Raw genomic sequence first — 24,388 nt, forward strand, 5'->3', positions numbered from 1 at the left:
GGCGAAACAAGTGTTCGAATTTATCACAGATTGGGGGCGCGACATATATCAAGCGGCTGAAAATGGTCAGCTATTTATATTTTTGTTGAGCGCCTATTTAATCATGATTGCCAGCGAGCGTATTTTATACATTTGGCTCAAGCCAAAAGAATATAACAATAAAGACGGGCTTTATAGTATGGGGGTGTCGACTATCACCGCGCTCGCTGAGGCTCTGATATTTGGTGCTTTGTATGTCGCGATCTATATTTTTGTTTACGAGCATTTCAGACTGTTTACCATGCCAAATATATGGTGGGCTTGGATCGCGGTCTTTTTCTTGCATGACTTTCTTTATTATCTGGACCACTACATAAGCCATCGAGTGGGCTTTTTTTGGGCCTTTCATCATGTGCATCATTCATCCAATGAGCTAAATTATACCACCGCAGCAAGGGGTTTTGTGCTTGGGCAATTGGCGCAACCAGCTTACTTTGTGATGCCGCTCATGGGCGTTGATTTAATTCAACTAGCGGTAATTGCGACCATTAAAAATCTATGGGGCATTTTCAATCACACGCGTTTAGTGAATAAAATGGGACCCTTGGATGAAATACTTTGTACACCCTCTGTGCACCGAGTGCATCACGGCACGCAGCCAAAATACATTGATAAAAACTACGGGCAGGTATTAACGCTATGGGACAAAATGTTTGGTACTTTTCAGCGAGAGGAAGAAGAACCAACTTACGGTTTAGTTACTCCGCTAAACACCTACAATCCTTTGGTGGCTCAGTACAGTGGGGTTAAAGGCCTCATTCAAAAAATCAATTCTGCTAAACATACCCGCGACAAACTTAAATATTTATACAAACCACCAGGTTGGGATCACATCTCGCAATCTGAAACGGCACGTTATGCAAAGCATGGTCTTAGCAATGCAACCCACAAGTCTTCTACTACAACTCACACTTAGGTTACTCAATGAATGATAAAACAAAACAACCCGGACGTTTTTCGCTTTCTTACTTGTCGGCATGCATGGCGGTTGTACTCACGTTGTCACACGGGCACTCTTTTGCACAAGAGTCTGAGCAGCAAGACAATGTAGATACTGATGTGATCGAAATCATTGAGGTAAATGCGCTGCGCCGCACCTCATCGATTCAAGATGTGCCCGTATCGGTTTCGGCATTTCGAGAAGAGCTACTGAATAACATTGGCATGCGCGATATTCGTGATTTAGAAAATCTCTCACCAAGTATTGACGTTACCACTGGACAGTCTGCAGCCACTGCAACTTCTATTAGTATTCGTGGTATCGGCACCGGTTCAGACAACCCAGGTTTTGAGCCAGCTGTTGGTATTTTCATTGATGGCGTTTATCGAAGTAGAACGGGGGTTGCGCTCTCAGAACTACCTGAGTTAGAGCGAGTAGAGGTATTGCGAGGGCCCCAAGGTACTCTATTTGGTAAAAATACCTCAGCTGGAGCATTAACCATTACCACTAAGGCGCCTACATTTGAACAAGAAGGTTATGTTCAAGTTGGGCTTGGAAACTTTAATGCCAGAGAAATAAAAGGAGCATTTAACCAACCGATTAACGATGAATGGGCTGTTCGTCTAAATGCTTCAAAACGAGACCGTGATGGTTATATTAACGACGTAAATAGTGACCGTGAATTTAACGACATTAATCGTTACACCTTACGGGGGCAGGCCCTTTATGAGGGCGATGCGGTTAATGCTCGCATCATCGTTGACACTGCATCAACCGATGAAAATTGCTGTGCCGCTATCAACGTATTCACCGGTCCAACGGCGGCTGCCGTAAATGCGGGCGCGAGCTTTTTAGGATTAACTGGTATCGCTTCTTCCAACATTGGTGACCCACAGGTTGCATATAGTCCTAACAGAGACTTAGGCGAAGAGGTTGATGAGTGGGGCATATCAGTTGACTTAGATTGGGCCTTAGATGTGGGTACGCTTTATTCGCAAACAGCATACCGAGATTGGGAAGTAGACCGTGGCATGGATGTTGATTTTTCTGGGATCGACAGAGCATTTAGAGATGATTACATTTCGTCGGTAAAAGATTTTATGCAAGAACTTCGCTTGCAAGGGGAAATGTTTGACGGAAAGGTTGACTATCTATTCGGTGCTTTTTATTCGAAACAAGACCTAGGGCTTACCGATACTGTGCAAGTTGGTACACAAGGTAATTTATATGTAGACCTACTGTTAACAGGCCTAGCTGGCGCACAATTATTTGGCAGTTTAGGACCAGATGTGCCCACTTTATTGCCATTTCCTGTGCCAAGTTCGGTTGAGGGGAATGGACAAGCGGATGACAATTATTCGGTGGACACGCAGTCAATCGCTTTGTTCACCCACAATGTTATTAACGTAAGTGATAACTTTAGCATCACCGCGGGTATTCGGTTCTTGAGAGAAACTAAAGATATCAGTGCCAATTTAGATGGCAGCCTGCCCGCTTGTGAGTTTTACCTTGACCCAGCCAATGCGCCATTTACACAAGGATTGCTGAGCGTAGCGGGCGGAGCCGCAGTTTTGCTTTCTTGCAATCCAGCAATTAATACAGAGTTTAACGGCCAATACAGTGACGATAGAAGTGAAAACGCAGTTACTGGCACGCTCAAACTAGCCTATAAAATTTCACCAGACACGCTCTTATTTGGCGGCTACGATCGCGGGTATAAAGCGGGTGGCTACAATCTTGACCGAGGCGGCTTCGACAGTATTTTATTTGGTGGTGATGGCGCGCAACTTACCGATTTGGAATTTGACGAAGAAACGGTAAACGCTTTTGAGTTGGGTATTAAAACCAGCTTTTTAGATAACAAACTTTTGCTAAACGCTACCGCCTTTCATCAAGAGTTCAAGGGTTACCAGTCTTTGGTTTTTTCTGGCTCAAATTTTATTGTCCAAAACGTTGATAAAACGCTCTCTCGCGGTTTTGAATTAGAGCTTAATTATAACCCGTTCAACGATTTGCAAATAGGTGCGGCGTATTCTCACATTAAAGCGAACTTTGACGAAGATGCGAATTTAGTCAATACGCCTCTAGATGGTTTGCAAGGACAACAGATCGCTGGCGTGCCTCGCAATGGATACAATTTTAATGTTACCTACTCACCTGAGATTGGCGAGAACTTAAAGCTAGTACTGCATAGCAACGCACGTGCATTTGGCACGCACCGGGTTGAAAGTAGCGCTGCCGCGCCATTTAATGATGCTTCGGTGCTAGTAGGCATGAAGCTTGGCATTGGTGCTATTGACGATAAATGGTCGATAAGTCTGCGCGCTGAAAACGTGTTTGAAGAAGAGTTTTACGTGACAGGATTTTTTGTACCTGAACAAAACGGCACTTTTGGCGCGTATCCTAGCGCGCCTCGTTTTGTTACATTGGAGGGGCTGTATCGGTTTTAGTCGTCGGCATTGCGCATTGTATGCATCATACTCATTGAATCACAGTCGTAAGGGGATGACTTGCGATATTAAAGTCGTAAACTGCATTTAAAAAAAGCATACTGAAATATGTGCAGCATCCCTGTTAAAACTTAAGGAGCAAAGTTTGAAATTTATTGAGCGCAATCTACCGATTCTTCTTTGGCAAAATAAAGCGAAGCAAGCTCGTTTGCTGCCTAAGGATAGGAAGGCTGTGAGCGCTGCTCGAAAATCAGCCATTGTTGAGGCGAAAAGGCTAGAAACCGCTGAAAATAATCTTGATAAGACGATTAGTGACATAAGTGCGTTTCAGTTTCAGATTGGTGATAAAACGCAGTTTAATTTCAAAGCCTTGCCAGAGAGTATCGATGATATCGAGCTGAAGAAAAATGAAGTGTTATTTGTGCCTCTCTCATTGGCCGTAAACCGTTATATCACTTATTACAATAGTGCTTATTTCCATTTGGATATTCACAATTTTGTTGATCCGAATAATCAAGTAAATAGCGCGCGTTTTAAAACGGTGCCATGTTGGGGGCAAAGTGTAGTCTATCGCTCAGGTCATCCCGACTTCAAAGAGGGACAAGCTTATTATGGCTTTTGGCCGCTAAGCGCTTATTCAATAAGAGAGATAGACACCCAGGTTAGCAATACCGATATTGCGTATTTGTCCCTACCCACATTTGAAGGTCCAAAGGAGTGGCTAAAAATCATTAATTTTGAGGGTTTTACCTCGAAGGTCGCGGATAATTATGAGTATATAAAAATTGGTTATACCTTTGCGTTAGCGCTCAGAGATATGGATGCATACGGGGCAAAACGCTTAGTACTTAGCTCTGCCTCGAGCACGTCAGCACAAATAATTGCTATGTGCGTTAAAAAATTAATGCCAGATTTACAAATTGTTGGTTATACCTCTCAGAGAAACTTAGACTTAGTAAAAAGTTTCGAATTTTTTGACGAGGTGTTTCTGTATGAAGAGATACAGGCATGCCCTAATGAAAAGAAAAGCTTATATTTTGACGCACTGGGAGACAAACACGCAAGCGAGGCAATCTTTAAGCATTTTACGCTAAGCCGCTGGTGGGTCTATGGCGAGGGAAGTGAAAAGACATATACACAGTTTTTAAAGTTAAATAGGAAGGGCACATTTTACAGTAATCTGGTTGATTCGCATGTCTATCAAATTAAGCACGACATAAAAGACAGTGAAATCATCGAATTTTACTCAGCCCTCATCAAACAATATGACCTCGAGACCTTTTGGGGAAGCGGGCAGCGTCAAATATCCACAGCAAATGAGCTGACTGGTGTTTATCAATCGTTTATTGATAATACTCAGCCCACAGGCGAAAAAGTGCTTTATCGGTCACCTTTGCTTCAGGCTTGTTAGGGTTTTATCAGTATCTTGAGTGTATGTTTAAGTGAAAGGTAAAAAATGAGAAGAATTTTTAATAAGCGCTCTACATACAGTATTTATTACGTGATGATGATCAGCGTGATATGTTTTGGTGCAGTGTGTCAGGCATCAGAAACTGAGCAGGACGCTTATGTTATAGAAAGCTATGGCAGTAGGCTGTCTCTTATACACGAGGGTAAATTGGATAGCACTGTGAACCTGAAGGAGCTAGACATATCGGATATTTATGCTATTGGCCCAGTTGAAGGCTTGCAAGGTGAAGTAACGGTATATGGCGGTAATATATCTATTTCTACTGTGATAAACGGCGCTCCCTCAGTTTCAGCGAATCAAGATACTGGAGCCATATTTTTGATTACCGCAAAGCATAACGATTGGTTGACGCATTCAGTAGCACGTGAATTGAGTGGATTAAATGAGGTAGAAAGCTATATTAAAGGGCTCTTGGAGGCTAATAACATTGATTTAACTCAGCCACGGGCATTTCGTATTGAAACCTCAGTTCCTTACATGAAATACCATATTATATTCAAAACAAACAATACACCGCATGATATGGCGGAACACCGGAAGGCAAAAATAAAATTTGAATTAGCTGATACCGAAGTTGATATCGTTGGTTTTTGGGTAGACGAGCATCGCGTCGGCAAATTTACCCATCCTGGAAAACGCACTCATATGCATTTTATCGCGAAAGACCAGAGCACATCTGGTCATATAGATAATATCGTAGTGCCAATTGGTGCGCAGATTTTTATTGGGCAATAAATCGCTTGTTACATGCTCTTGATGCAGAATAACCGAACCTGCGAACATGTGCAGCGATTGGTAAACACATAGAGAGCACAACATTCATACAGCAACTAACAACACGCCCTAGTAACAACCAGCATCATCTGCGCCAATCTTCATTATTTTTGCCCTTTTCTATTTAAATTACAGTTTAATATCGGTAACAATGATACGGTACGGTACGGTACGGTACTGTATTGTTATTTTTCAAGGAAAGAGCAATGCCCAGCAAGCAAGCAATGGAAAACTTAGGTAATAAATTCGCCGAGATTTCTATTCAGTATAGATGGTTGGTTATCATAGCCAGCATAGCCATTAGTGTCGCTATTTCTTATGGTGCCGCTAATCTTAAATTTGCGCCAGATTACCGCGTGTTTTTTGGTGCGGAAATCCCTTCCAAAATACGCGCGGTGAAACCGACGACTTAATTGTTGAAAATTTATTGTTTAGTGTTGGCGAAATCAACGACAAAGAGCTTGCAGAAATGAAGGTCGTTGCTCAGAGGGAGCCACTGTTAAACTGCTTTAAACCATTGCTCATGGCAGGCTGGGTTATGCTTAGCTGATTGGCCGCTTTAGTCACGCTACCTTCTCGGAGTAAAACATCAAGATAAACCAGCAGATTCAGGTCAGTTTTTGCAATATTCAATGAAGCATCCTTTTTAAACGGCGCACAGCCTTCGCTGACAAGCATAAACGTGACGAGGGTATATAATTAAATAACATATCAGATAGATAATCCATTGGTAGCATGAATACATTAACATAAGAACTGACTGTACTTTAGCTGCACTGCTTCACTACGTTTTGCTTATTGTAACCATGCTTTTGCAAGCGCTTCATTGCCCATGGCATGCCAGGCCAGAAAGGCTTCTGGAGTATTAATGTCAGATGACTCAGACAGCCATGTCCGCAATGAATTCAAGGCCAGTAATGCGATACCGTCGATAGCTAATTTTCGTAATAGTTTACTTTCACTATTATCATCTAAGCTTGTTGCTTTTGCATCAACGACACTTTCAATTCTTGCGACTAGAGCCGACTTTAAACGCTCATAATATTGCCCATAAATATTATCATCAGGGGTTTGATTTACAAGAATGTAAAAAGCACTTTCGTGTTCTTTTGCTACATTTAACATAGCCTCCATACCTGAACCGTAGCCCGACCAAGGTTCCTGTAATACTGCACATAACGAGTTCGTAACTTCGTTCAAAATTTCATTGGTTAAAGCTTCCTTGGTGTCGAAGTATCGATAAAGCACGACCTTGGACACACCCGCAGTCTCCGCGATTTGCTCCATTGTAACGGTATGAATCCCTGATATTTTCATCGCTTCAGAAGCATGTTCTATAAACATCTTCCGCCTTATTTTGCGCTTAGTTTCTCTTACACTCACTACCCATCCAGCCAAAAACTTAGTCACCAGTAGTGTAGCGAATCTGACATTTTCTTAACAGAGAAATAAAAGAAACACTTGAAAGTGTAACTATATAGTTATATTTTATTTTAAATGTTAAATTTATAAAACAGGATGTAACGCGTGTTTAACAATAAATCTGCTGTAAATACATTTTCTCTGAGCCTTCTTAGTTTAAGTCTCACTACCAGCACGCCAAGCCTCGCGCAGGGGCAACAAAATGCAGATGACATACCCATTGAAATCATTAGCGTCTCTGGTGCCTTCAAACGCCCCAAGAGCATTGTTGACACGCCAGTGTCTAGTACAGTGCTAGACGGTGATTTTTTGCGTGAACTCAAAACAGACACTTTGACAGATGTTGCTAATCTCACACCTAATTTTCAGATCGCTCAGGGTGGTTCTGAGACAAACTCAAAAGTAGCTATAAGAGGCATTTCTTCTGTTGGAAACAGTGCGATCGAACCGGCAGTTGGCGTTTTTATAGATGATGTGTTTTATCCTCGGTCAGGCTCTGTAATTGGCAATTTATATGATGTAAACACGGTTGAGGTATTGCGAGGGCCACAAGGAACGCTATTTGGACGCAACACACCTGCAGGTGCAGTTACAATTCAGACCAACGATCCGACATTCTCTCAAGATGGTTTTGTATCGCTCGCATTCGGTAACTTTGGTGAGCAACAACTAAGCGGCGCATATTCTGATGCCATTAGCGATACGCTTGCTTTGCGTATAGCGGCGAATTTATCTACTCGCGATGGATATGGCTACAACGATTTAAGCCAACAGGACGTAGGTGATAAAGAGACGCAAGCGGCAAGACTAAAGCTTTTGTTCGAACCCTCAGATAATTGGCGAACGCTGTTCAGTTTTGATATTTCTAAACTTGATTCAGGCGGCCCAATAATTGAGCTAATAAATGAAACAGCATTGCCACAGTTTGTAGGTACGCTAAATGCCATTTACGGCGCTACGCCGCTCACTGACGACAGTTTTGATAGAAACATTAATCAAGCCCATAATGACTCACTTGACGATGAACAGTATGGAGGCTCTGTTGAATCAAGCTATGAATTTCAGACGGGTCATGAATTTAAAGTTATTGCGGCCCATAGAAAATGGGATGCGGAATTTACCGAATCACTAGTTCGACTTACACCATCTCTAATCGACCGAAATAATTATTTTACAAGCAATAACACAAGCTTTGAATTGCAATTTCTCTCGCCTGAAGAGCAAACATTGCAATATGTGGTTGGCGCGTATTTGTATGACGAGTCTTTTGATATTGACCAAGATTTTGCTCTAGGTGAAGCCTATTGCTCACCCACTATATTCAGCGTAATTTTATCTCAAGCCCTGGCACAAGGTGCACCGGAGCAAGTTGCATTCGAAAATGCAAGCGCAAGTGCTACTCAGTGTGCCGGTTTAGAGCAAGCACAAGCCATCAGTTCGGAGTTTAATCAGGATACACGCAGTTATGCCCTATTCGGACAACTTACTTACCCGCTGACATCTTCTTTCGAAGCTACGCTCGGCGGACGTTATACACGTGATGAAAAAGACGGTAGTTTTGTTCAGATGGTTAATAATCCATTTGCTGGACTGTTTAGAACAAGCGAATCATCTCCAGATTTAGCCTTCGATGATGACAAATTTACTTGGTTTATAAATGGCCAATATTCGATAGCAAAAAATATCAATGTCTTTGCTAGCGTATCAACAGGCTTTAAATCAGGAGGATTTAACTCAGAAGGCGGAAGTGAAGCGCTTTCAGAGCAAAATCAACGAGTGTTTGACTCAGAAACGACAACAAATTACGAACTCGGTATTAAAAGCGATAAATTTAGGGGCTTAATTTTTGGTTTGACCCTCTTTAGGATTGAGCTAGATGATTTTCAAGCACGCAGTTTCGATGGTCAGACTTTTATCGTTCGAAATGCCGCTGAACTAGTCCAACAGGGCTTGGAGCTGGATTACACTTGGCAGTTTAACGAAAGCCTAAGTCTGATGGGTGGGCTTGCTTGGCTCGATTCGGAGTTTAGTGATTTTCCGAATGCGCCAGGCTTACCCGGTAGCCAAGATGTGCAAGATTTAAAAGGCCGTCCCAATTTATACTCTCCTGATTTGCAAACGACTAACGCCTTGAGGTTTAAGACCTCACTTCCTCATACCGACGATTACCAATTTCACGCGACATTGTCGCATCAGTATACCGCAGAGCAAGATGTTGGCGGTGCATTAAATGCAAATCCCCAGGGTATTCAAGACGCCTATCACCTGCTCGGCGCAACACTTGGTTTATCTTCCTCAGTGTATGCATGGCGTATTGAGGCGTATGCTGGCAATCTGACTGATGAAAGCTACTGTCTGACAATTTTTGAACAGCCCTTTGGACAGGTGCTTGGTGCAATTGATGCAGTAACAAACACTAGTGCGCAACGTTGCGTATTAGGCAACCCAAAAACTTATGGTGTGAGATTCAGCTATGACTTTTGATAGTGATAACCCAAGCCGGACGCTTTCGTTTTTATGTCCTATTGGAATGTTGGGATACGGCGTAGAGCAAAGTGAGCTCGATGAAGCACAAAAATTAGGCTTTGATGTAATCATAGTTGACTCGGGGTCTACCGATCCGGGCCCATACTTATTAGGATTAGAGCAAAGTATAACGCCAATGCCGTTGATTAAGCGCGATATTCAAAAGCTAATTCATGCAGCCCGTACACAAAACGCCAAGCTAATAATCAGCTCCTGCGGTGGGCCAGGAATAAATAGTCATTTGGCTGAAATAAGAGATTTCGTTTGCGAACAAGCTAAGGCTTTAGGCTACTCACCAAAAATTGCGGCTATTCACCAAACCATAGAAAAAAGTACGATTAAAGAACTCCTGAGCGCTGCTAAAATTGAAAATATGGAAGGGGCGCCAACATTAACAGAAGCTGCTATCGATGCGGCTACTAACATCGTAGCCCAATTGGGGCAAACGCCCTTTATTAAGGCTTTGGAATCAGAGGCTGACATTATACTAAGCTCACGAGCATACGATCCGGCGCCTTATGCGGCATTTGCCCATTATATGGGCTTCAATTCTGACGCAGCTTGGCATATGGGCAAAGTCTTGGAGTGCGGAGGCGTATGCGCTGAGCCAAAATCAAAAGGCATTATTGGTCGTTTGGATGATAAGGGGTTTGAGTTAGTACCCTTAGACAAACATGCCGCTTGTACTCCCACATCAGTTGCTGCGCATAGTTTTTACGAGACGGCAGATCCTCTCGTGTTAGCGGGTCCCGACGGCGATATTGATCTCACTTGCGCGACATATGAGGCGCTCGATGCTAGATGTGTACGAGTTGAAGGGAGTACACATAGGTCAAAATCACATTCTTTGAAAATTGAAGGTGCTCGTGTTGTTGGACATCGAGCTATGTTTATTGGTGGTGTGACTGACCCTATCTTTATTTCTTTTTTGCCAAAGTTAAATAAGCTTGTACATCACTATATGAGGGAGAACTTCGATGAGATAATGTCTGACAAAGCTCGTATTGATATTAAACAATATGGCTGTAACGGTGTTTCAGCTTTTAACACAGAAGTGGCGAGCACTAATCATCATGAACTTGGTTTGCTAGTCGAAGTCACAGCAGAGAACAAAGAAATTGCCATGCGACTATGCGCCGCTGCCAGAATTGCTATTTTGCACGCACCTTACCCAGGGCAAAAAGCGACCGGTGGAAATATTGCATTACCACATAGCCCATCGGAAGTCGATTTAGGTCCAGTCTGCGAATTTTCGGTTTACCACATTATTAAAGATTGTCCGCAGGACAGTTTTTTCAATTTGGAGATACTTGATGCATAAGCCTTTACATAAAACTGCAAGAATTATTCGCTCAAAGAATGCAGGGCCCTTCGCAATAACTTTTGACGTTTTTTTTAACGATATTTACTGTTTCAATGAGGCAAAACGCAGTGAAGCACTCACTCGCGAGGCTATCTGTCAGTTATATGCAGTAGCATTAGATGATTTGACGCAGTATGTTTGGGTAGAGGCGGCTTTAGGTTTTAAATTTACCTTTCGCAGGCATTGGCCTCAAGGGTCTGTGAATGAAAGAGACACTTTCGGAGCGCAACAACATTCCCGTCTTTATGAGGTGAATATATAAACATGAGAGAGCAACAGGTCGCTTTACATCAAGTAGTTGTTTACGCTCTTTCAATTGTTCCTATTGCCGCACTTGCATTGCCGTTGTCAATTTTTATCCCGCCTTTTTATGCGCAGTCTCCGACATTAACGGTGGGCATGGTGGGTTTAATTTTTGCCCTTGCTAGATTGTGGGATTTCTTCACAGATTTAGGTTTAGGTTGGCTAATTGACCGCTATCCGAGCCGATACGGAAAACGAAAACACTGGGTAGTAATTAGCCTACCAATTCTGATGGTAAGTAGCTGGAATTTGTATGTACCACCAGAAGATGCAGGCATCTTTTATTTATCCATATGGTTATTCTTTTTATACATTGGCTTTACGTTGCTACTTATTAATCATTACGCATGGGCACCAGAGCTAACGACACAGGTCAAGCAGCGCGCAAGGCTATATGGTTGGAGAGACGCTGCGCTCGTCTTTGGCATATTGCTATCGGTAACCGGTCCTGCCATGCTCGAAAAATTATCAGGTGCTAATTTGACCGAGCAGGTAAATTCTATTGGCATATTTCTCATGATCAGCCTTCCAATGGCGGTATGTGCCCTCGTATTGGTGCTACCAGACCAGCGAACTAATTTGCAAGTACCCCAGCAAGTTTTTCGCCGAGGCTGGTATCACTTTAGGCAGCATGCAGCATTTAGGCTTCCTATAATTCTTGATTTTAGTACGGGTATTGCCCAAAGCATAACGACTTCGATTTTTGTATTTGCTGCAAGTTTTGCTTATGGTCACGGCGAGAGCGCTACTCAAATCATTCTCGTCAACTTTATTGCTGGGTTTTTGGCATTTCCATTATGGATTAAGTTAACGCAGCGATTTGGCACACATACCGTATTTTCTTGGGCGCTAATTTACACCATCTTTGCTTGTCTTGTTTTGTTTTTCATTCCTAAACATGAAACAAGCTTATTTATCTTAGCCGTTGGCTTGTATGGAATTGGTATGGGCCCGCCCATGTTTTTAACGCGGACATTGATGGCATCGGCTATCGACCTCACATCAGAACGTGGCGAAGCACCTTTAACATCTTTTGGCTTTTCTCTTATGACTATGTCGAACAAGATTGCTGGCGCTCTCGCGGTCGGCTTAAGTTATGGCCTGCTCTCACTCATTGGTTTTGACGCAAATGCAGAAACGGTTAGCGAGTCAGTTGAAATATGGTTGCGAATTATTTTTAGTCTTGGACCGCTTTTGTTTTATGGTATCGCGCTTTATGCTTTGTACCGCAAGATGCGTGCAAACTAACAATTGGTGTTTCAATAATGGCTTAAAAAAACGCCCCGAAGGGCGTTGAACAAGAGTGCTTACATTAAAAGATTTCTAGGGGCTTACGCCGCTACATCAAACTGATTCATGGTGTTGTCCTCGCCCGAGGCTTTCAGTGCCTGCTCACGCGAGAAATATTCTTTGTGCGTGTCGCCTAAGTCAGAGCCGGTCATGACCTGATGCTTAACGCAAGCCAAGCCCTGTCGGATTTCCTCGCGCTGCACGCCGCGTACGTTAGAATATTTGATTAGCGTCATATAATGGCTGTTTAAACACTTCATATTGCGCGCCCTTTATCGATTACTATGAGCTTTTAATTAAAGAATGGAACACACCGACGCAGTCAGCAAAAAATTATTTATATAGCTCGCTTGCTTTTTATTGAGCACGGCTTTGATAAAGTCTCAACTACAAGTCTGGCGAAAGAAGCAAAAATATCTAAGTCTACTTTGTATAATCGCTTTGGGAATATGCAAGGTGTACTTGACGCCATTATGGCGACTGAAGAAGCGAAAATAGAAAAAAACGTGCCTTTAAATGCGAAAAGCATGGAAGAGTTTATTGCCTCCCTCGAAAAACTTGGATGCAATTTACTACATTTTTTAAACGAGCCACATGTTGCCAAGCTCGACAATATGTTTGCCGAAAGGAGTCGAGATAATCCGAAGTCTGGCGTGCGATTTTTCGCACAATCTTATCAACAAACCCTCAACATCATTCACACCATTTTAGAGAACGCTAAGTTAAATGGGTTTTTATTGCCCTCAGTTGACACAGATCTTTTAGCAGAAGTACTTCTTGCTGGATGGGAGGGATTTGGTCATACAAAAGCAAGGTTTAGTGTTGTAAAAGTACCATATGAACAGGTGGAGAGCAGAATAAAAGCGGTCAACAAGCTGTTGATTTCGCCACTTGTAGTAGATGCCGTTTAAAGCCATTATTAAGTACTCAGAAAATATATTGGTAAACGCTACGGCGGTTCGTCATGGTGTGATTGAATCAGTGGCCCTCTCTCTGTAAGGGAGTCAACTCTGAGGATCACAGCCCAATTCAGATTTCAATTGTGTGATAATTATTATATGCTTCGCGCATATAAATGTCCAAAGTAGAAATGCATATGCAGTTACCTGATGAATCAAAAATCTTGGCATTCGAAAATGCCGACAGGTTGCGTGAATGGCTAGAAATTAACCACGATAGACATGACGAACTATTCGTCAAAATCTACAAAAAAGGCTCAGGCAAAGCGAGCGTTACGTGGGGGGACGTGGTATTAGAGACACTTTGTTGGGGATGGATTGATGGTGTGAAAAAGTCCTTGGATGAAGAAGCTTATTTACAAAGGATCACACCGAGAAAGCCCAGAAGTGATTGGTCTAAGAAAAACACTGAGCATGTTGAGCGTTTAATTAAAGAAGGCAGAATGCAAGCATCAGGAATGAAGCAAGTGCACGCTGCCAAAAAAGATGGTCGATGGGAAAATGCTTACGCACCGTCAAGCCAAATGAAAGTCCCTTTGGATTTTGTCGCGGCAGTAAGCGAAAAACCAACCATCAAAGCGTTTTATGAAACCCTCAAGAAAACAAACCTCTACGCAATTGCCTATGGCTTGGAAACGGCTAAGAAGCCTGAAACGCGGCAAAGACGTTTTGATAAATTCATGGATATGTTGTCCAGAGGCGAAATGCCTGACTTTGGCTTTAAAAAGAAATCTTAACTAAATTGCATTACCGCGTATTGGGCAATCGGGACAAGCCGTCGTCAAACAAAGCCTGCAAATATGATGTTTGTCCATTTCTGTTTCAGGGAGTGTTACTAAGATTTTAGACAGCAAATGCCCAAGCATTTCTCGCTCATCACTGCGCAGAAATTCGACTGCATTCTCAAGGATTTCTATTCGCGAATCCATTAAACCCGCTCTTAAGCCTGTTCCAGCAGTTGTTAGATGCAAAGCGACAGCCCTACCATCTTTGGCTTTTCGCCTTTCCACATAATGGTCATCACTTAAACGGTCAATTAAGCGAACGGTACCAGGATGTGATAATCCTAGCACCTGCCTAAGAAGCTCCACGGAAATACCCGGTACGTAGCCAATTACAACGATTGCAGCAGAAGACTCACCCGCACGTTCTAGTAACTTCTGTGTCGAACCTCGAATGCGGTCCGTAAGTGCGATTGTCAGAGCACCCAGTAAATTTGCAGTACTTTTCATGGGTATAAGTGTATGCGTGAAGCACATGCATTTCAATGCGGATATTTATTTATAGGCATCATGCATATTCGGATGCATTAGTTTGCATCAAGCGCAGTCTTAATTTGGGTGTGAAACATTTGTACCGAATCACCATTTATTGCGCCAATGAATGCTTGAGTGTTTCTATCACTGCCAATTTTAGAGGCCGCAGCTTTTGCATTACTCATTGTTTCCCACTCAATATGCTCTATCCATTGCCCATCATTGTTGCAAGAAAGGCGCCGCGCGACAAAACCTTTGCAGGATGTCACAAACTTATTTGATTGCTTGATGGCTTCTGAAAATGCTTGGTCATTTACGTCATCATTTAGCTTAAACAAAACCGTTTCTATAATCGTTGCATTCATGTTCTCTTCCTGTTTTATCCACAATTAGCATTATAATACACTTGACATGCTGACATTTTTTGTCAGCATTGGAGCAATGAGAACATTACGACTTTTTCAAATACTCGATTTCTTAAGAGCAAGAAGTCAACCAGTGTCATCTGTTAAATTGAGTGATGCATTAGGCGTATCACAGCGAACTATTTATCGAGACATCGCTACGCTAATGGCGATTGGTGCACCGATTCAGGGTGAGCCAGGAATTGGCTACCAACTGCAATCCGGGTTTTTTCTTCCTCCACTCGACTTTACTGAAGATGAGCTCGATGCATTAGTCATGGGGATGCGTCTGCTAATGTCTCGCAGTGACAAGACAACGCAAGAAGCGGCCGAGCGCGTTTTAGGCAAAGTAAATTCGATAAGTACATCAAACACTCACCTCATTGAACGCCCTCTATTAGCGGTAGGCAAGCATGATTCGACATCGTGGTTTAACGCTGAGGCAATTGGCATGCTTCGGCATGCTATTCAAAAACGAGCCGTGTTGAAGATTGAATATATTGACCTAAACAACAGTATGTCTGAACGGCATATTCGCTCTGTCGGACTCACTATTTTCGAATCTTCATGGCTATTGACCGCTTGGTGTGAACTTAGACAGGACTTTAGGAATTTTCGGGTGGACAGAATAGCGAAGATAGAGGACGTCAATAGACGGTTTAGGCTTGAAAAAGGCAAACGATTTTCGGATTACCTTGATAAACTTGTGTCAGCAGAATAGACAGCGCGCATTTTTGCTCTAATGACATTATATCTTTGTTAATTGTCCTAGTCTTGAATGCCATAAAACTATAGGTTTGTTACGCCTTTTTCTTAACACTGTGACTAATGCTGACGATAATTGACAGCATGGATGGAGTATCCTATCACCCGTGATTAAGGACGCTTATCGACATTAGAGCATACGAATTATAAGGTGATAGCAAGTGAAAGTTTTACATATAGACGCCTCCGCCCGAATGGAGGGCTCACATTCAAGAGCGCTTTCTCAGACATTTATTAATGTGCTCAAAGAGACTAATAAAGAAGTCGATGTTGAAAGGATTGACTTGGCGTTAGACCCACCAAAACATTTTGGTGAGCTAGAGGCTGCTGCCGTGTCTATTCCAGAGAGTGAGCATACGATTGAGATGAGACACGCGATTGCCGCATCTGACAAGATAGTGGAAAGGGTACTGGCGGCCGATGCGCTAGTCATCGGCACGCCAATGTATAATTTCGGAATGCCTTCTACGCTTAAAGCATTTTTTGACCATCTCTCTAGAAATGGAAAAACCTTTATCGCAGATGAAAATGGCACTAGAGGCTTACTGAGTGATAAACGGGTAGTCGTTCTTCTTTCAGCAGGAGGCGCTTATGGTGCTGGCGATATGTTTGAAAATATGGACTGCTTACGCCCTCACATTACTGCTATTTTACAGTTTATGGGGGTAAGCGATATTACGTTTATCACAGCATCGCCAACCAGCTTTGCGGGTCCTGAGGTAGCAGATCGAGCTTTAAAAGACGCTAGGTCTGAGGCGATAGAGCTTGCAAAAATACACCTGTGTTAATGATTGTCAATCTATGAGCTTTGAGTGTAAACATTTAATATGCGGATACACGTGTTTCCTTAAATTACGTCATTCATGAGAGCCCTCTCATGGCAATGAAAGCAAGTAGTTTCATTCTGATAATCTAATTCGGTTAGATTACGCTTGCCTCAAACATCAAAGTGCGCAGCCAGAAAATCAATAAAAACCCGCAATCGCTTAGATACAAAGCGTGTTTGGGGGTAAACCGCATAAAGATTCATTTCATACCATGTATAGTCGGTCAATATTGCTTTTAAAGTATTGTTTGCCAAACAGTCTTTGACTATAAATTCAGGCTCACAAATAAGGCCCAAGCCTGCACATGCGGCGTGCCTAAGCGTATCGCCATTGCTAGAGCGCATTTTCGCTTGAATTCGCACACTGCCTTTTTTGCCATATTGATCTGTAAAATCCCACCTGTCAGGGTGTTTAATATTGCTGTAGCAAAGTGCAGGTAAATCTTGAAGTTGAGATGGCGTTTCAATTGGGCCATGCGCGGATAAAAATTGCGGGGATGCGCACACTAAATGTCGAATGGGCGCAAGCTTTCTTGCTCTTAAACTACTGTCTTCCAGCTTTCCTATACGTATCGCCAAATCAAATCCTTCTTCAAGCAAATCAATGCGCCTGTCTGTTAGGTCTACGTCGATGTTAATCGCAGGGTAGGCGAGCATAAATTCTGTAATAATAGGCGCTAAATGTTTCACCCCAAAGCTTAACGGTGCAGAGAGCTTAATTGTGCCCTTTATATCTCGGGCTTGATTATTAAGTTCATGCTCTGCTTCTTCAATATCTTCCAATATTCGTCTGCAGCGTTGGTAAAAATGCATGCCGTCGTCGGTGACGCTCATTCGCCGTGTTGTTCTTTTGATTAACTGAACACCCAGATGCGATTCAAGATCTTTAATGCGGCGACTCACCGCAGAGTTAGCAACGCCTAGCAGTTCAGCCGTTTTCGAGGACGACTGACACTCTACCAGCGTCGTAAAGGTTTTCATCTCAAGTAAATTCAACATATATTTCTGAAATTGTGAATAATAATTTCTATTTAACTCTATTTTTCTATTAATGGGAATTAAATATGATGCTCGTCACGTGCCGTTGAGCAGGTAAACCATATGAAGTCTTTCATTAAGCAATTATTTAACAGCTCCAAGAAGAGGAATAGAAACATGAAATTACAAGATAAAGTTGTGCTAGTCACAGGTGGTAATAGCGGCATTGGTAAAGCAAGTGCTGCATTATTTAAAGCTGAGGGCGCTAAGTTGATTATTACCGGGCGTAATGATAGTGAGCTTAAGAAAGCGGCTGATGAACTTGGTGTGGATTATTTTCTGGCGGATGCAAGCTCAGTTGCTGAGTCGACAAGCATGGCGGCCTACGTCAAAGAAAAATACGGAAAGCTTGATGTGTTGTTTGCTAATGCTGGAGTAACGTTAGCGTCACCCACCATGCAAGAGTCAGAAAGCGATTATGACTTGCAGTTTGCTATCAACACAAAGGGCATTTATTTTGCGGTACAAGCAATATTGCCACTGATGAGTAAAGGTTCAAGCATTATTGTAAATACGAGTTGCCTTAGTGTCATGGGCTCTCCTGGTATGGCGTCTTACTCGGCGACTAAAGCCGCGGTCCGCTCGTTTGTGCGTACTTGGGCCATTGAGTTTGCCGAAATGGGTATTCGTACAAATGCGGTGAGCCCAGGGCCCATCAATACGCCTATTTACGCCAAACTTGGTATGCCGCAGGAGCAACTTGAAGAAATGGCAGCTGGCATAGTACAGAAAATCCCTATGGGTCGGTTTGGTGAGCCTGAGGAAATTGCTAAAGCCGCGCTTTTCCTTGCAAGCGACGACAGCAGCTTTGTTAATGGTATTGAATTGTTCGTAGATGGAGGCATGGGGCAGATTTAATCTGCCTTGAATGATTATATGCGAAGTAGCTTATTGATTGTTTTAATGATGGCGTGCCAATTACAGGCACAAACCCATCAACAAGAGTCCGTTGTAATAGTAAAAGGTAACGCTTATTTGCATAATGGTGGGGAGGCAAGATTCAACAGTTTGCCCACTTACACATTGCCAGAACGCACAAAACACGAGGCCTACAGGGTAGGGCGATACAAGTCAATGTCCCACAAATGTCCCACAAAAACCCCATTCACGACCCACTGTCGCCCCATTGGCGCCCCACAAAATAAATTTGATGATATTTTATACAGAAAATATTTTGCTAAGCGCTTGAAAAATAAGGTGGTGGACGCTACTGCGGTTCGTCACGTTGTGATTGAACCAGTGACCCTCGCCTTGTAAGGGCGTTAGCCCTTGGCGTAAGAGCTCAATTGAGAGAGTGTTTAGAAGCTTAAAATGTGAATGGATACCGTCTTTTGGCTGCTAATTAGCGAAAGAAGCAAAACGTGATATTGATCATTACCTTATAAAATATGACAACTGGTAACGACCGCATTAATTAAATGATTGGCTACCGCCAGCAAAAACTACAAATCTGACTAAATTGGTGTACGGATTGTTGTCGAGTGCATAAAATACTGATTTTGCTTGTAAAATATAAAGCGTTCTTTTTGAGAACACCACATAAATTGTCTTAAACCCACGCGCACAGATGAATTTCAACTATTTCCCGCAGACAATGCTTGACCAACGTTATAATATAACATAGCCTCATTTATTCGTAATAGCTTTACTTACCTTTACTAATAACAACTAACGTTTTCAACGAGCCTCCACAAATGACAAAATACATATTGCTTGCACCCTTACTTGCCGTTCCCATGTTGACTATTGCACAAACCAACGATGAATCTTCTAGTTCTGATTTTAAAGAGATCGAGAAAATCGAAGTAACGGGCCGCGTTTCAAAATTTGATGTGCCGTTGAGTGAGACACCTCAAGCTATAAGCATTATTGATGCTAGTGATTTTGAGTTAAAAGGTGCAATTTCGGTTGAAGAGGCTCTTCGATACACGCCATCGGTGCAGGCTGAGTTATCCGGTCGACAAGGTTTTGATGATTTTTTAATCCGCGGTTTTACTCAGTCGCGCTTTCAGTTTCGTGACGGCCTACGTCTTGATCCAGGTTTTTTGCAACAACAGGAAGCCTATGGACTTTCTTCCATTGAAGTATTAAAAGGGCCTGCGTCGGTGCTTTATGGGCAAATTGCGCCCGGAGGCTTAGTTAACTTAAACAGTAAAATCGCCAGTGCTGACGCCATTAAAGAGGTGGGAATTCAAGCTGGTAGTTATGGCTTGCTTCGGGCTTTTGCTGATGTGGGTGGGTCGATATCTGATGATGATTCATGGTCTGTTCGCGCCCCCATTGTGATATCGACCGCGGGTAATGTACAAGACTCCGTGGATGCCGAGCGTCAATTTATTGCGCCGTCAATTACATGGGCACCCTCTGATGATACTCAGCTTACTTTTTTATCGGTATATCAACGAGATGAATACGATCGCGTTATTGGTTTCCCATTTGAAGGAACATTAAGGCCAAATCCAAATGGCGAAATTCCTCAGTCGCGTTTTTTAGGTGAACCCGAAATAGAACCGCTTGAATCTGAGCAATTTCAGGTTGGGTATCAGCTTCGCCATGCGTTTAGTTCTTCTCTAACGTTCAGATCAAGCATGCGGTACTCAGATTTCGAACTCAATGGTCCGATCGTGCAAGCGCCTCGCCCGGGTTCAACTACTGAGGTAATTAATCGACGCGGATTTGAATATTTAGCCGATCGAGATTTATTTGCGATTGACAACCAAATTGAAGGCGTAATCGAAAGCGATTCAATTGAACACCGCTTTGTGATTGGTGCAGACCACCAAAAATATAACGACGAGCAGTCAGGTGATTTATTTGGCCTTGCCCCTATCAGTCTTTTCAACCCTCAATATGGCGCCCAGCCAGAGCCAATAGGTCCATTTTTTGAAATCAACAACGAGCTCGAAGAGTTAGGTGTCTATTCTCAATACCGCGCTAAAATTAACGATAAATTTATAGCCGTTGCTGGACTACGCTATAGCGATGTTGAAAACACTGCATTCGCACCCGATGGTAGCGTGAGTAGAAAGCAACCAGATGACGAAGTCACTTTCAACGGTGCGTTCATGTATTTGGCAGAAAATAATCTGACCCCTTACATAAGCTATGCAGAGTCATTTCAGCCTCAGGTTGGTAATGACCCTCTGCTAAATGGAGACACTCCACCGCCATCCTTGGGTGAGCAAATTGAGCTTGGCCTTCGCTGGATGAATGACAATAACAGTATTGCATTGAATGCAGCAGTCTACCGACTCGACCAAACAAATATTGTAAATGGAGACCCCAATAATCCGGGATTTAGTGTTTTAGTGGGCGAGCAGCGTCATACTGGCTTCGAACTGGACATTACTGGACAAGCAAATAAGTATTTACAATTACAACTTGGCTATGCGTATTTAGATGCCGAGATAACGCGCAGTAACAACGGTGATGAAGGGCTGACGCCAGTCACTGTGCCTGAACACGCTATTTCAGGTTTCGCGACACTTGAGGGAGAAGCCTTGGGGCTAGAAAACTTTTTGTTCCTTGGAGGGGCTCGCTACGTTGGAGATAGACGTGCCAACGGGAGTGGTGATACTTTACCGAGCTACACTGTGGTCGATCTTGGTATCAACTACCAAGTCAAGCGCTATATTTTTCAATTTAATTTGAAGAATATATTTGATGAGCGATTTTTTACCACCGGCGAGCGATTCGTCATCGATGGAGAGCCTAGGGTGGCGCAAATCACGTTTACGACCAGTTTCTAATTTGTTGAGTCACTCAAAATGATTAAACTCATTGCCTTAAAGCACTTAAAAGTATTGGCGCGAAGTCACCAGCTTAGGTGGTTAAGTATGGCAACTCTATTGATAACGATTGTTGCTTTAGCCACAAGTTATAGCTCAACTAAGCGTATCGAAAATGAGCGAAATCAGTTGAATCAACAAGACTCGTCGTTGTGGTTAGAACAAGGTAGTGTCAATCCACATATGGCTGCACATTTTGGCCGTTATATTACAAAACCCTTGTCTCCCTTGACATTTTTTGAACCTGGGCTTACCCAACAATTAGGCACCGTCGCGCGTCTTGAAGCGCATAAGCAGCAGGCGCCTCAATACCGCCCCGCGGAAGGTGGCAGCGCTATTTTGCACTTAGGCCAGTTTACTCCTGCCATGGCTTTTCAACTTTTATTGCCGCTGATCATTATTTTGGCGAGCTTCAATGCATTTAGCGGACTTCACGCAAATGCACTTATTCGACAAGAAGTTGCGAGTGGTATAAAACCTTCACAGTTAGTGTTTGGACGTTTTATATCTATTGTCATTGCTGTTTTCTTCATTTGCTTACCTATCTCAATTAGTTTGATGGTGTTGTCCTCATTCGCGTCGCTTGACGCTGTGATGTCATCTACTACCATTTTATTTGCTTATTTTGTATATTTTGGAATATGGGTAGCGATTTCACTAGGTGTGTCGGCACTATGTAGACAGTCTCGAAATTCATTGACAGTGTTATTATCATTTTGGTTTATATGTTGCTTTATAGTGCCTCGTTTTAGTGCAGATGTTTCTGAATATCTGCATCCAACCCCAACTGCACCTGAATTCAAAAGTATGGTAAAAAAAGCGCTGCAGGGTGGACCTAGTGGTCACAATAGCTCCGATGAGCGGCTAGCTGAATATCGACAAGCAGTATTAGAACAATATGGCGTTGAAAATATTGAAGACTTACCGGTTAACTGGGACGGTCTTGCCCTCCAAGAAGGTGAGCGTATCGCTACTCAAATAGGCAATAATTACTACGATGAGCTTTGGCAAACTTACCGACAACAAGCGCTCACTCGTTCAATTTTTACCATAATATCGCCGCTTATCGCAATGCAGCAATGGTCTTCTGGAATAGCCAGTACTGATGTGGAATCGCACATTCACTTTAGCGAGGCCATCGAAGGTTTTCGATTTTCTTTTGTCTCTGTACTCAATAACGATATAGCCAATAATGCCGCTAAACAAAGCGCATGGGACTATCAAGCTGCACCAGAACTACTTCAAGAAGTTCAATCGTTTACATACGCTGAACGAGCTATCAGTGAACGTTTACACCTGCATTGGACGAGCCTAATTTTACTGATTACTTGGCTGGTCATCGCATTGATGTTTGCAAGCTTGGCGTCTAAAAGGCTAGAAAGATGATAGTGGCAGTATTTAAAAACGAATATCTAAGGCTAACACGTCAGATTTCGTATTGGTTGTTGTTAGTTGTGTTTGCCGCTTTAGCAGGCTACGCAACACTCAGTGGCTGGCAGTCAGTCGAATCGCACAACACGGGTATACAAAGTATTGTAAATGCGACGAAGGAAGTGAGTCAAAACCGATTATCAGAGCTTGTTCAAGCTGAAAATGGCGGTCAGCAGGCGTCTCGAGGTGCTAGATTACCCTATGCACAAGTGGAACACATGCATCTCCCGTTTTTAGATTCCGCAGCGGTATCTGTTTCTAAAATCGAAGCCTACCCATTAATTGCTCGCGTTACCCCAATAACCGATACTCACGCAATTTTCGATGAATTTGCTGGTTCTACTAGCAACCCGACAGTCCTCGCAGCTGGAAAGTTTGACCTCACTTTTGTGATTGTTTTGGTTTTTCCACTTTTTATTATCGCGTTATCATATGATTTGTGGACGGGTGAACGTGAGCGCGGTATTGCCAAGCAATTAATGGCTGAACCTGTCTCTTTTAGAATGCTTATCTATGTAAAATCTTTGGCTCACTTTAGTCTAATTGTGTGTCCAATGTCCTTAATAGCTGGCCTGTGTACTCTGTTAATGAGTTCTTTTTGCCCAATGCTATGGGTGTTAGCTATTTGTTTGCTGTATGGTGCATTTTGGTTAGGGCTGTTAATCTTTATTAATGCAATCACCAAAAGACCAACTGAATCAGCCATTGCGAGCGGTGTAGCATGGCTATCTATGGTTGTGCTTATACCCGCTATTTTGTCGGTTATTGTTGACTTCCAAACCCCAAAGCCATCACGTGCAGAACTGGCAAATTTAACGCGCGCTTCATTATTAGAGGCGCAGAATCGTGGACAAAGTGTGCTTGATGCTTATTTAAGTCAACACCCAAATGCCACCGACGAATTGAAAGTCTTGTCAGGCGGAGCAAGACAAGCATTTGCCGTTCAGCTAGAAGCCGATCGATTAACATCACCCATTGTTGAAGATTTTTTCACAAAAGAAGAAGCGCGACATAAACTATCAGCGATATTGGCTTACTTATCACCTAGTCTAATTGTCCAAGTTTCGCTCGACCACTTATCTGGTTTCAGCTATGAACGTGCAGTTGCATTTAGGCAACAAACTTATAAATACCTTGACGATGTTCGTGCTTATGTAACACCTTTCATAAATGAAGATAAAGAATTCAGTGCAGGTGACTTTATCGCAGCGCCTCGCTTTGAGTTTGTGGATGTATTTAAGCCCGCAGAGCTGAAAAGCCAGTCAATTGCTTTATTGTTGTACATATTTCTGTTTTTAGGGTTTTTCTTTTTACGCTCTAGACGGGCAAAAGTTGACTAAGGA

The 24,388-nt window shown here is 42.8% G+C and carries 22 protein-coding genes and 3 pseudogenes; 19 read left to right on the plus strand and 6 right to left on the minus strand.

Annotated elements, in window-relative coordinates; all coding sequences use genetic code 11:
* Positions 1-10 precede the first annotated feature (10 nt).
* From ACFO4O_RS02200 to ACFO4O_RS02220, 5 genes are all read left to right on the plus strand, one after another.
* Positions 11-955 carry a sterol desaturase family protein gene (locus tag ACFO4O_RS02200; RefSeq protein WP_382405669.1) on the plus strand — a complete coding sequence of 315 codons (945 nt, stop codon included), beginning with the start codon at positions 11-13 and terminating at the stop codon, positions 953-955.
* A gap of 8 nt (positions 956-963) precedes the next feature.
* The gene (locus ACFO4O_RS02205; protein ID WP_382405670.1) at positions 964-3,429 is read left to right on the plus strand and encodes a TonB-dependent receptor; all 2,466 of its coding nucleotides are present in this window, start codon (positions 964-966) and stop codon (positions 3,427-3,429) included.
* Positions 3,430-3,574: 145 nt separating this feature from the next.
* Positions 3,575-4,840, plus strand: coding sequence for a DUF2855 family protein (locus ACFO4O_RS02210; RefSeq protein WP_382405672.1), 1,266 nt, complete (start codon positions 3,575-3,577; stop codon positions 4,838-4,840).
* A 45-nt stretch (positions 4,841-4,885) separates the two neighbouring features.
* Positions 4,886-5,635 carry an acetolactate decarboxylase gene (locus tag ACFO4O_RS02215; RefSeq protein WP_382405674.1) on the plus strand — a complete coding sequence of 250 codons (750 nt, stop codon included), beginning with the start codon at positions 4,886-4,888 and terminating at the stop codon, positions 5,633-5,635.
* A 245-nt stretch (positions 5,636-5,880) separates the two neighbouring features.
* Positions 5,881-6,087, plus strand: a complete 207-nt coding sequence (locus ACFO4O_RS02220; protein WP_382405675.1) for a hypothetical protein — start codon at positions 5,881-5,883, stop codon at positions 6,085-6,087.
* 91 nt (positions 6,088-6,178) lie between these two features.
* On the opposite strand, the pseudogene ACFO4O_RS02225 reads toward ACFO4O_RS02220, so the two are convergent.
* Together ACFO4O_RS02225 and ACFO4O_RS02230 are read right to left on the minus strand one after the other, a co-directional pair.
* A pseudogene (locus ACFO4O_RS02225) lies at positions 6,179-6,307 on the minus strand (LysR family transcriptional regulator); the annotation flags it as partial.
* 162 nt (positions 6,308-6,469) lie between these two features.
* The gene (locus tag ACFO4O_RS02230; RefSeq protein ID WP_382405677.1) at positions 6,470-7,018 is read right to left on the minus strand and encodes a TetR/AcrR family transcriptional regulator; all 549 of its coding nucleotides are present in this window, start codon (positions 7,016-7,018) and stop codon (positions 6,470-6,472) included.
* Between the two features lie 183 nt (positions 7,019-7,201).
* Between ACFO4O_RS02230 and ACFO4O_RS02235 the strand changes: the two genes are divergently transcribed.
* From ACFO4O_RS02235 to ACFO4O_RS02250, 4 genes are read left to right on the plus strand one after another with little or no spacing between them, the layout of a single operon-like run.
* Entirely contained in the window at positions 7,202-9,580 is a 2,379-nt protein-coding gene (locus tag ACFO4O_RS02235) for a TonB-dependent receptor (RefSeq protein WP_382405678.1), read from the plus strand.
* Positions 9,570-10,943, plus strand: coding sequence for an acyclic terpene utilization AtuA family protein (locus ACFO4O_RS02240; protein ID WP_382405679.1), 1,374 nt, complete (start codon positions 9,570-9,572; stop codon positions 10,941-10,943). The genes ACFO4O_RS02235 and ACFO4O_RS02240 overlap by 11 nt, the downstream gene beginning before the upstream one ends.
* The gene (locus ACFO4O_RS02245) at positions 10,936-11,247 is read left to right on the plus strand and encodes a DUF4387 domain-containing protein (RefSeq protein WP_382405680.1); all 312 of its coding nucleotides are present in this window, start codon (positions 10,936-10,938) and stop codon (positions 11,245-11,247) included. The genes ACFO4O_RS02240 and ACFO4O_RS02245 overlap by 8 nt, the downstream gene beginning before the upstream one ends.
* Before the next feature lie 2 nt (positions 11,248-11,249).
* Positions 11,250-12,536, plus strand: coding sequence for an MFS transporter (locus ACFO4O_RS02250; protein ID WP_382405681.1), 1,287 nt, complete (start codon positions 11,250-11,252; stop codon positions 12,534-12,536).
* Positions 12,537-12,619: 83 nt separating this feature from the next.
* Here ACFO4O_RS02250 and ACFO4O_RS02255 read toward each other — a convergent pair.
* Positions 12,620-12,790, minus strand: a pseudogene (locus ACFO4O_RS02255) (isocitrate lyase); the annotation flags it as partial.
* A gap of 138 nt (positions 12,791-12,928) precedes the next feature.
* On the opposite strand from ACFO4O_RS02255, the gene ACFO4O_RS02260 reads away from it, so the two are divergent.
* Both ACFO4O_RS02260 and ACFO4O_RS02265 read left to right on the plus strand, forming a co-directional pair.
* Positions 12,929-13,489, plus strand: coding sequence for a TetR/AcrR family transcriptional regulator (locus tag ACFO4O_RS02260; protein WP_382405682.1), 561 nt, complete (start codon positions 12,929-12,931; stop codon positions 13,487-13,489).
* Between the two features lie 185 nt (positions 13,490-13,674).
* The gene (locus ACFO4O_RS02265) at positions 13,675-14,274 is read left to right on the plus strand and encodes a YdeI/OmpD-associated family protein (protein ID WP_382408190.1); all 600 of its coding nucleotides are present in this window, start codon (positions 13,675-13,677) and stop codon (positions 14,272-14,274) included.
* Here ACFO4O_RS02265 and ACFO4O_RS02270 read toward each other — a convergent pair whose 3' ends face one another.
* On the minus strand, positions 14,275-14,769 hold the full coding sequence (locus ACFO4O_RS02270; RefSeq protein WP_382405684.1) for a MarR family winged helix-turn-helix transcriptional regulator: 495 nt from the start codon (positions 14,767-14,769) through the stop codon (positions 14,275-14,277). It lies immediately after the preceding gene.
* A gap of 77 nt (positions 14,770-14,846) precedes the next feature.
* Positions 14,847-15,158: a hypothetical protein gene (locus ACFO4O_RS02275; protein ID WP_382405686.1), complete on the minus strand. Its 312-nt coding sequence runs from the start codon at positions 15,156-15,158 to the stop codon at positions 14,847-14,849.
* A gap of 76 nt (positions 15,159-15,234) precedes the next feature.
* On the opposite strand from ACFO4O_RS02275, the gene ACFO4O_RS02280 reads away from it, so the two are divergent.
* Both ACFO4O_RS02280 and ACFO4O_RS02285 read left to right on the plus strand, forming a co-directional pair.
* Positions 15,235-15,918, plus strand: coding sequence for a helix-turn-helix transcriptional regulator (locus ACFO4O_RS02280; protein ID WP_382405687.1), 684 nt, complete (start codon positions 15,235-15,237; stop codon positions 15,916-15,918).
* A gap of 205 nt (positions 15,919-16,123) precedes the next feature.
* Positions 16,124-16,750 (plus strand): FMN-dependent NADH-azoreductase, encoded by a 627-nt coding sequence (locus tag ACFO4O_RS02285; RefSeq protein WP_382405688.1) that lies wholly within the window; start codon positions 16,124-16,126, stop codon positions 16,748-16,750.
* Positions 16,751-16,899: 149 nt separating this feature from the next.
* On the opposite strand, the gene ACFO4O_RS02290 is transcribed toward ACFO4O_RS02285, so the two are convergent.
* Positions 16,900-17,787 (minus strand): LysR family transcriptional regulator, encoded by an 888-nt coding sequence (locus ACFO4O_RS02290; protein ID WP_382405689.1) that lies wholly within the window; start codon positions 17,785-17,787, stop codon positions 16,900-16,902.
* A gap of 156 nt (positions 17,788-17,943) precedes the next feature.
* On the opposite strand from ACFO4O_RS02290, the gene ACFO4O_RS02295 reads away from it, so the two are divergent.
* The 6 genes and pseudogenes from ACFO4O_RS02295 (at position 17,944) to ACFO4O_RS02320 (ending at position 24,385) form a co-directional block, all read left to right on the plus strand.
* Positions 17,944-18,684, plus strand: a complete 741-nt coding sequence (locus ACFO4O_RS02295; RefSeq protein WP_382405691.1) for an SDR family oxidoreductase — start codon at positions 17,944-17,946, stop codon at positions 18,682-18,684.
* A 216-nt stretch (positions 18,685-18,900) separates the two neighbouring features.
* A complete protein-coding gene (locus ACFO4O_RS02300) occupies positions 18,901-19,083 on the plus strand; it encodes a hypothetical protein (protein ID WP_382405692.1) in 183 nt (60 codons plus the stop codon).
* Between the two features lie 13 nt (positions 19,084-19,096).
* Positions 19,097-19,225: pseudogene (locus ACFO4O_RS02305) on the plus strand (IS3 family transposase); the annotation flags it as partial.
* A gap of 295 nt (positions 19,226-19,520) precedes the next feature.
* Complete coding sequence (locus ACFO4O_RS02310; RefSeq protein WP_382405694.1) at positions 19,521-21,575, plus strand: TonB-dependent siderophore receptor; 2,055 nt, start codon at positions 19,521-19,523, stop codon at positions 21,573-21,575.
* An 18-nt stretch (positions 21,576-21,593) separates the two neighbouring features.
* Positions 21,594-23,000, plus strand: a complete 1,407-nt coding sequence (locus ACFO4O_RS02315; protein ID WP_382405695.1) for a DUF3526 domain-containing protein — start codon at positions 21,594-21,596, stop codon at positions 22,998-23,000.
* On the plus strand, positions 22,997-24,385 hold the full coding sequence (locus tag ACFO4O_RS02320) for a DUF3526 domain-containing protein (RefSeq protein ID WP_382405697.1): 1,389 nt from the start codon (positions 22,997-22,999) through the stop codon (positions 24,383-24,385). The genes ACFO4O_RS02315 and ACFO4O_RS02320 overlap by 4 nt, the downstream gene beginning before the upstream one ends.
* Positions 24,386-24,388: the final 3 nt, after the last annotated feature.

It is taken from the genome of Glaciecola siphonariae (assembly GCF_042652645.1).
Classification (GTDB): domain Bacteria; phylum Pseudomonadota; class Gammaproteobacteria; order Enterobacterales; family Alteromonadaceae; genus Glaciecola; species Glaciecola siphonariae.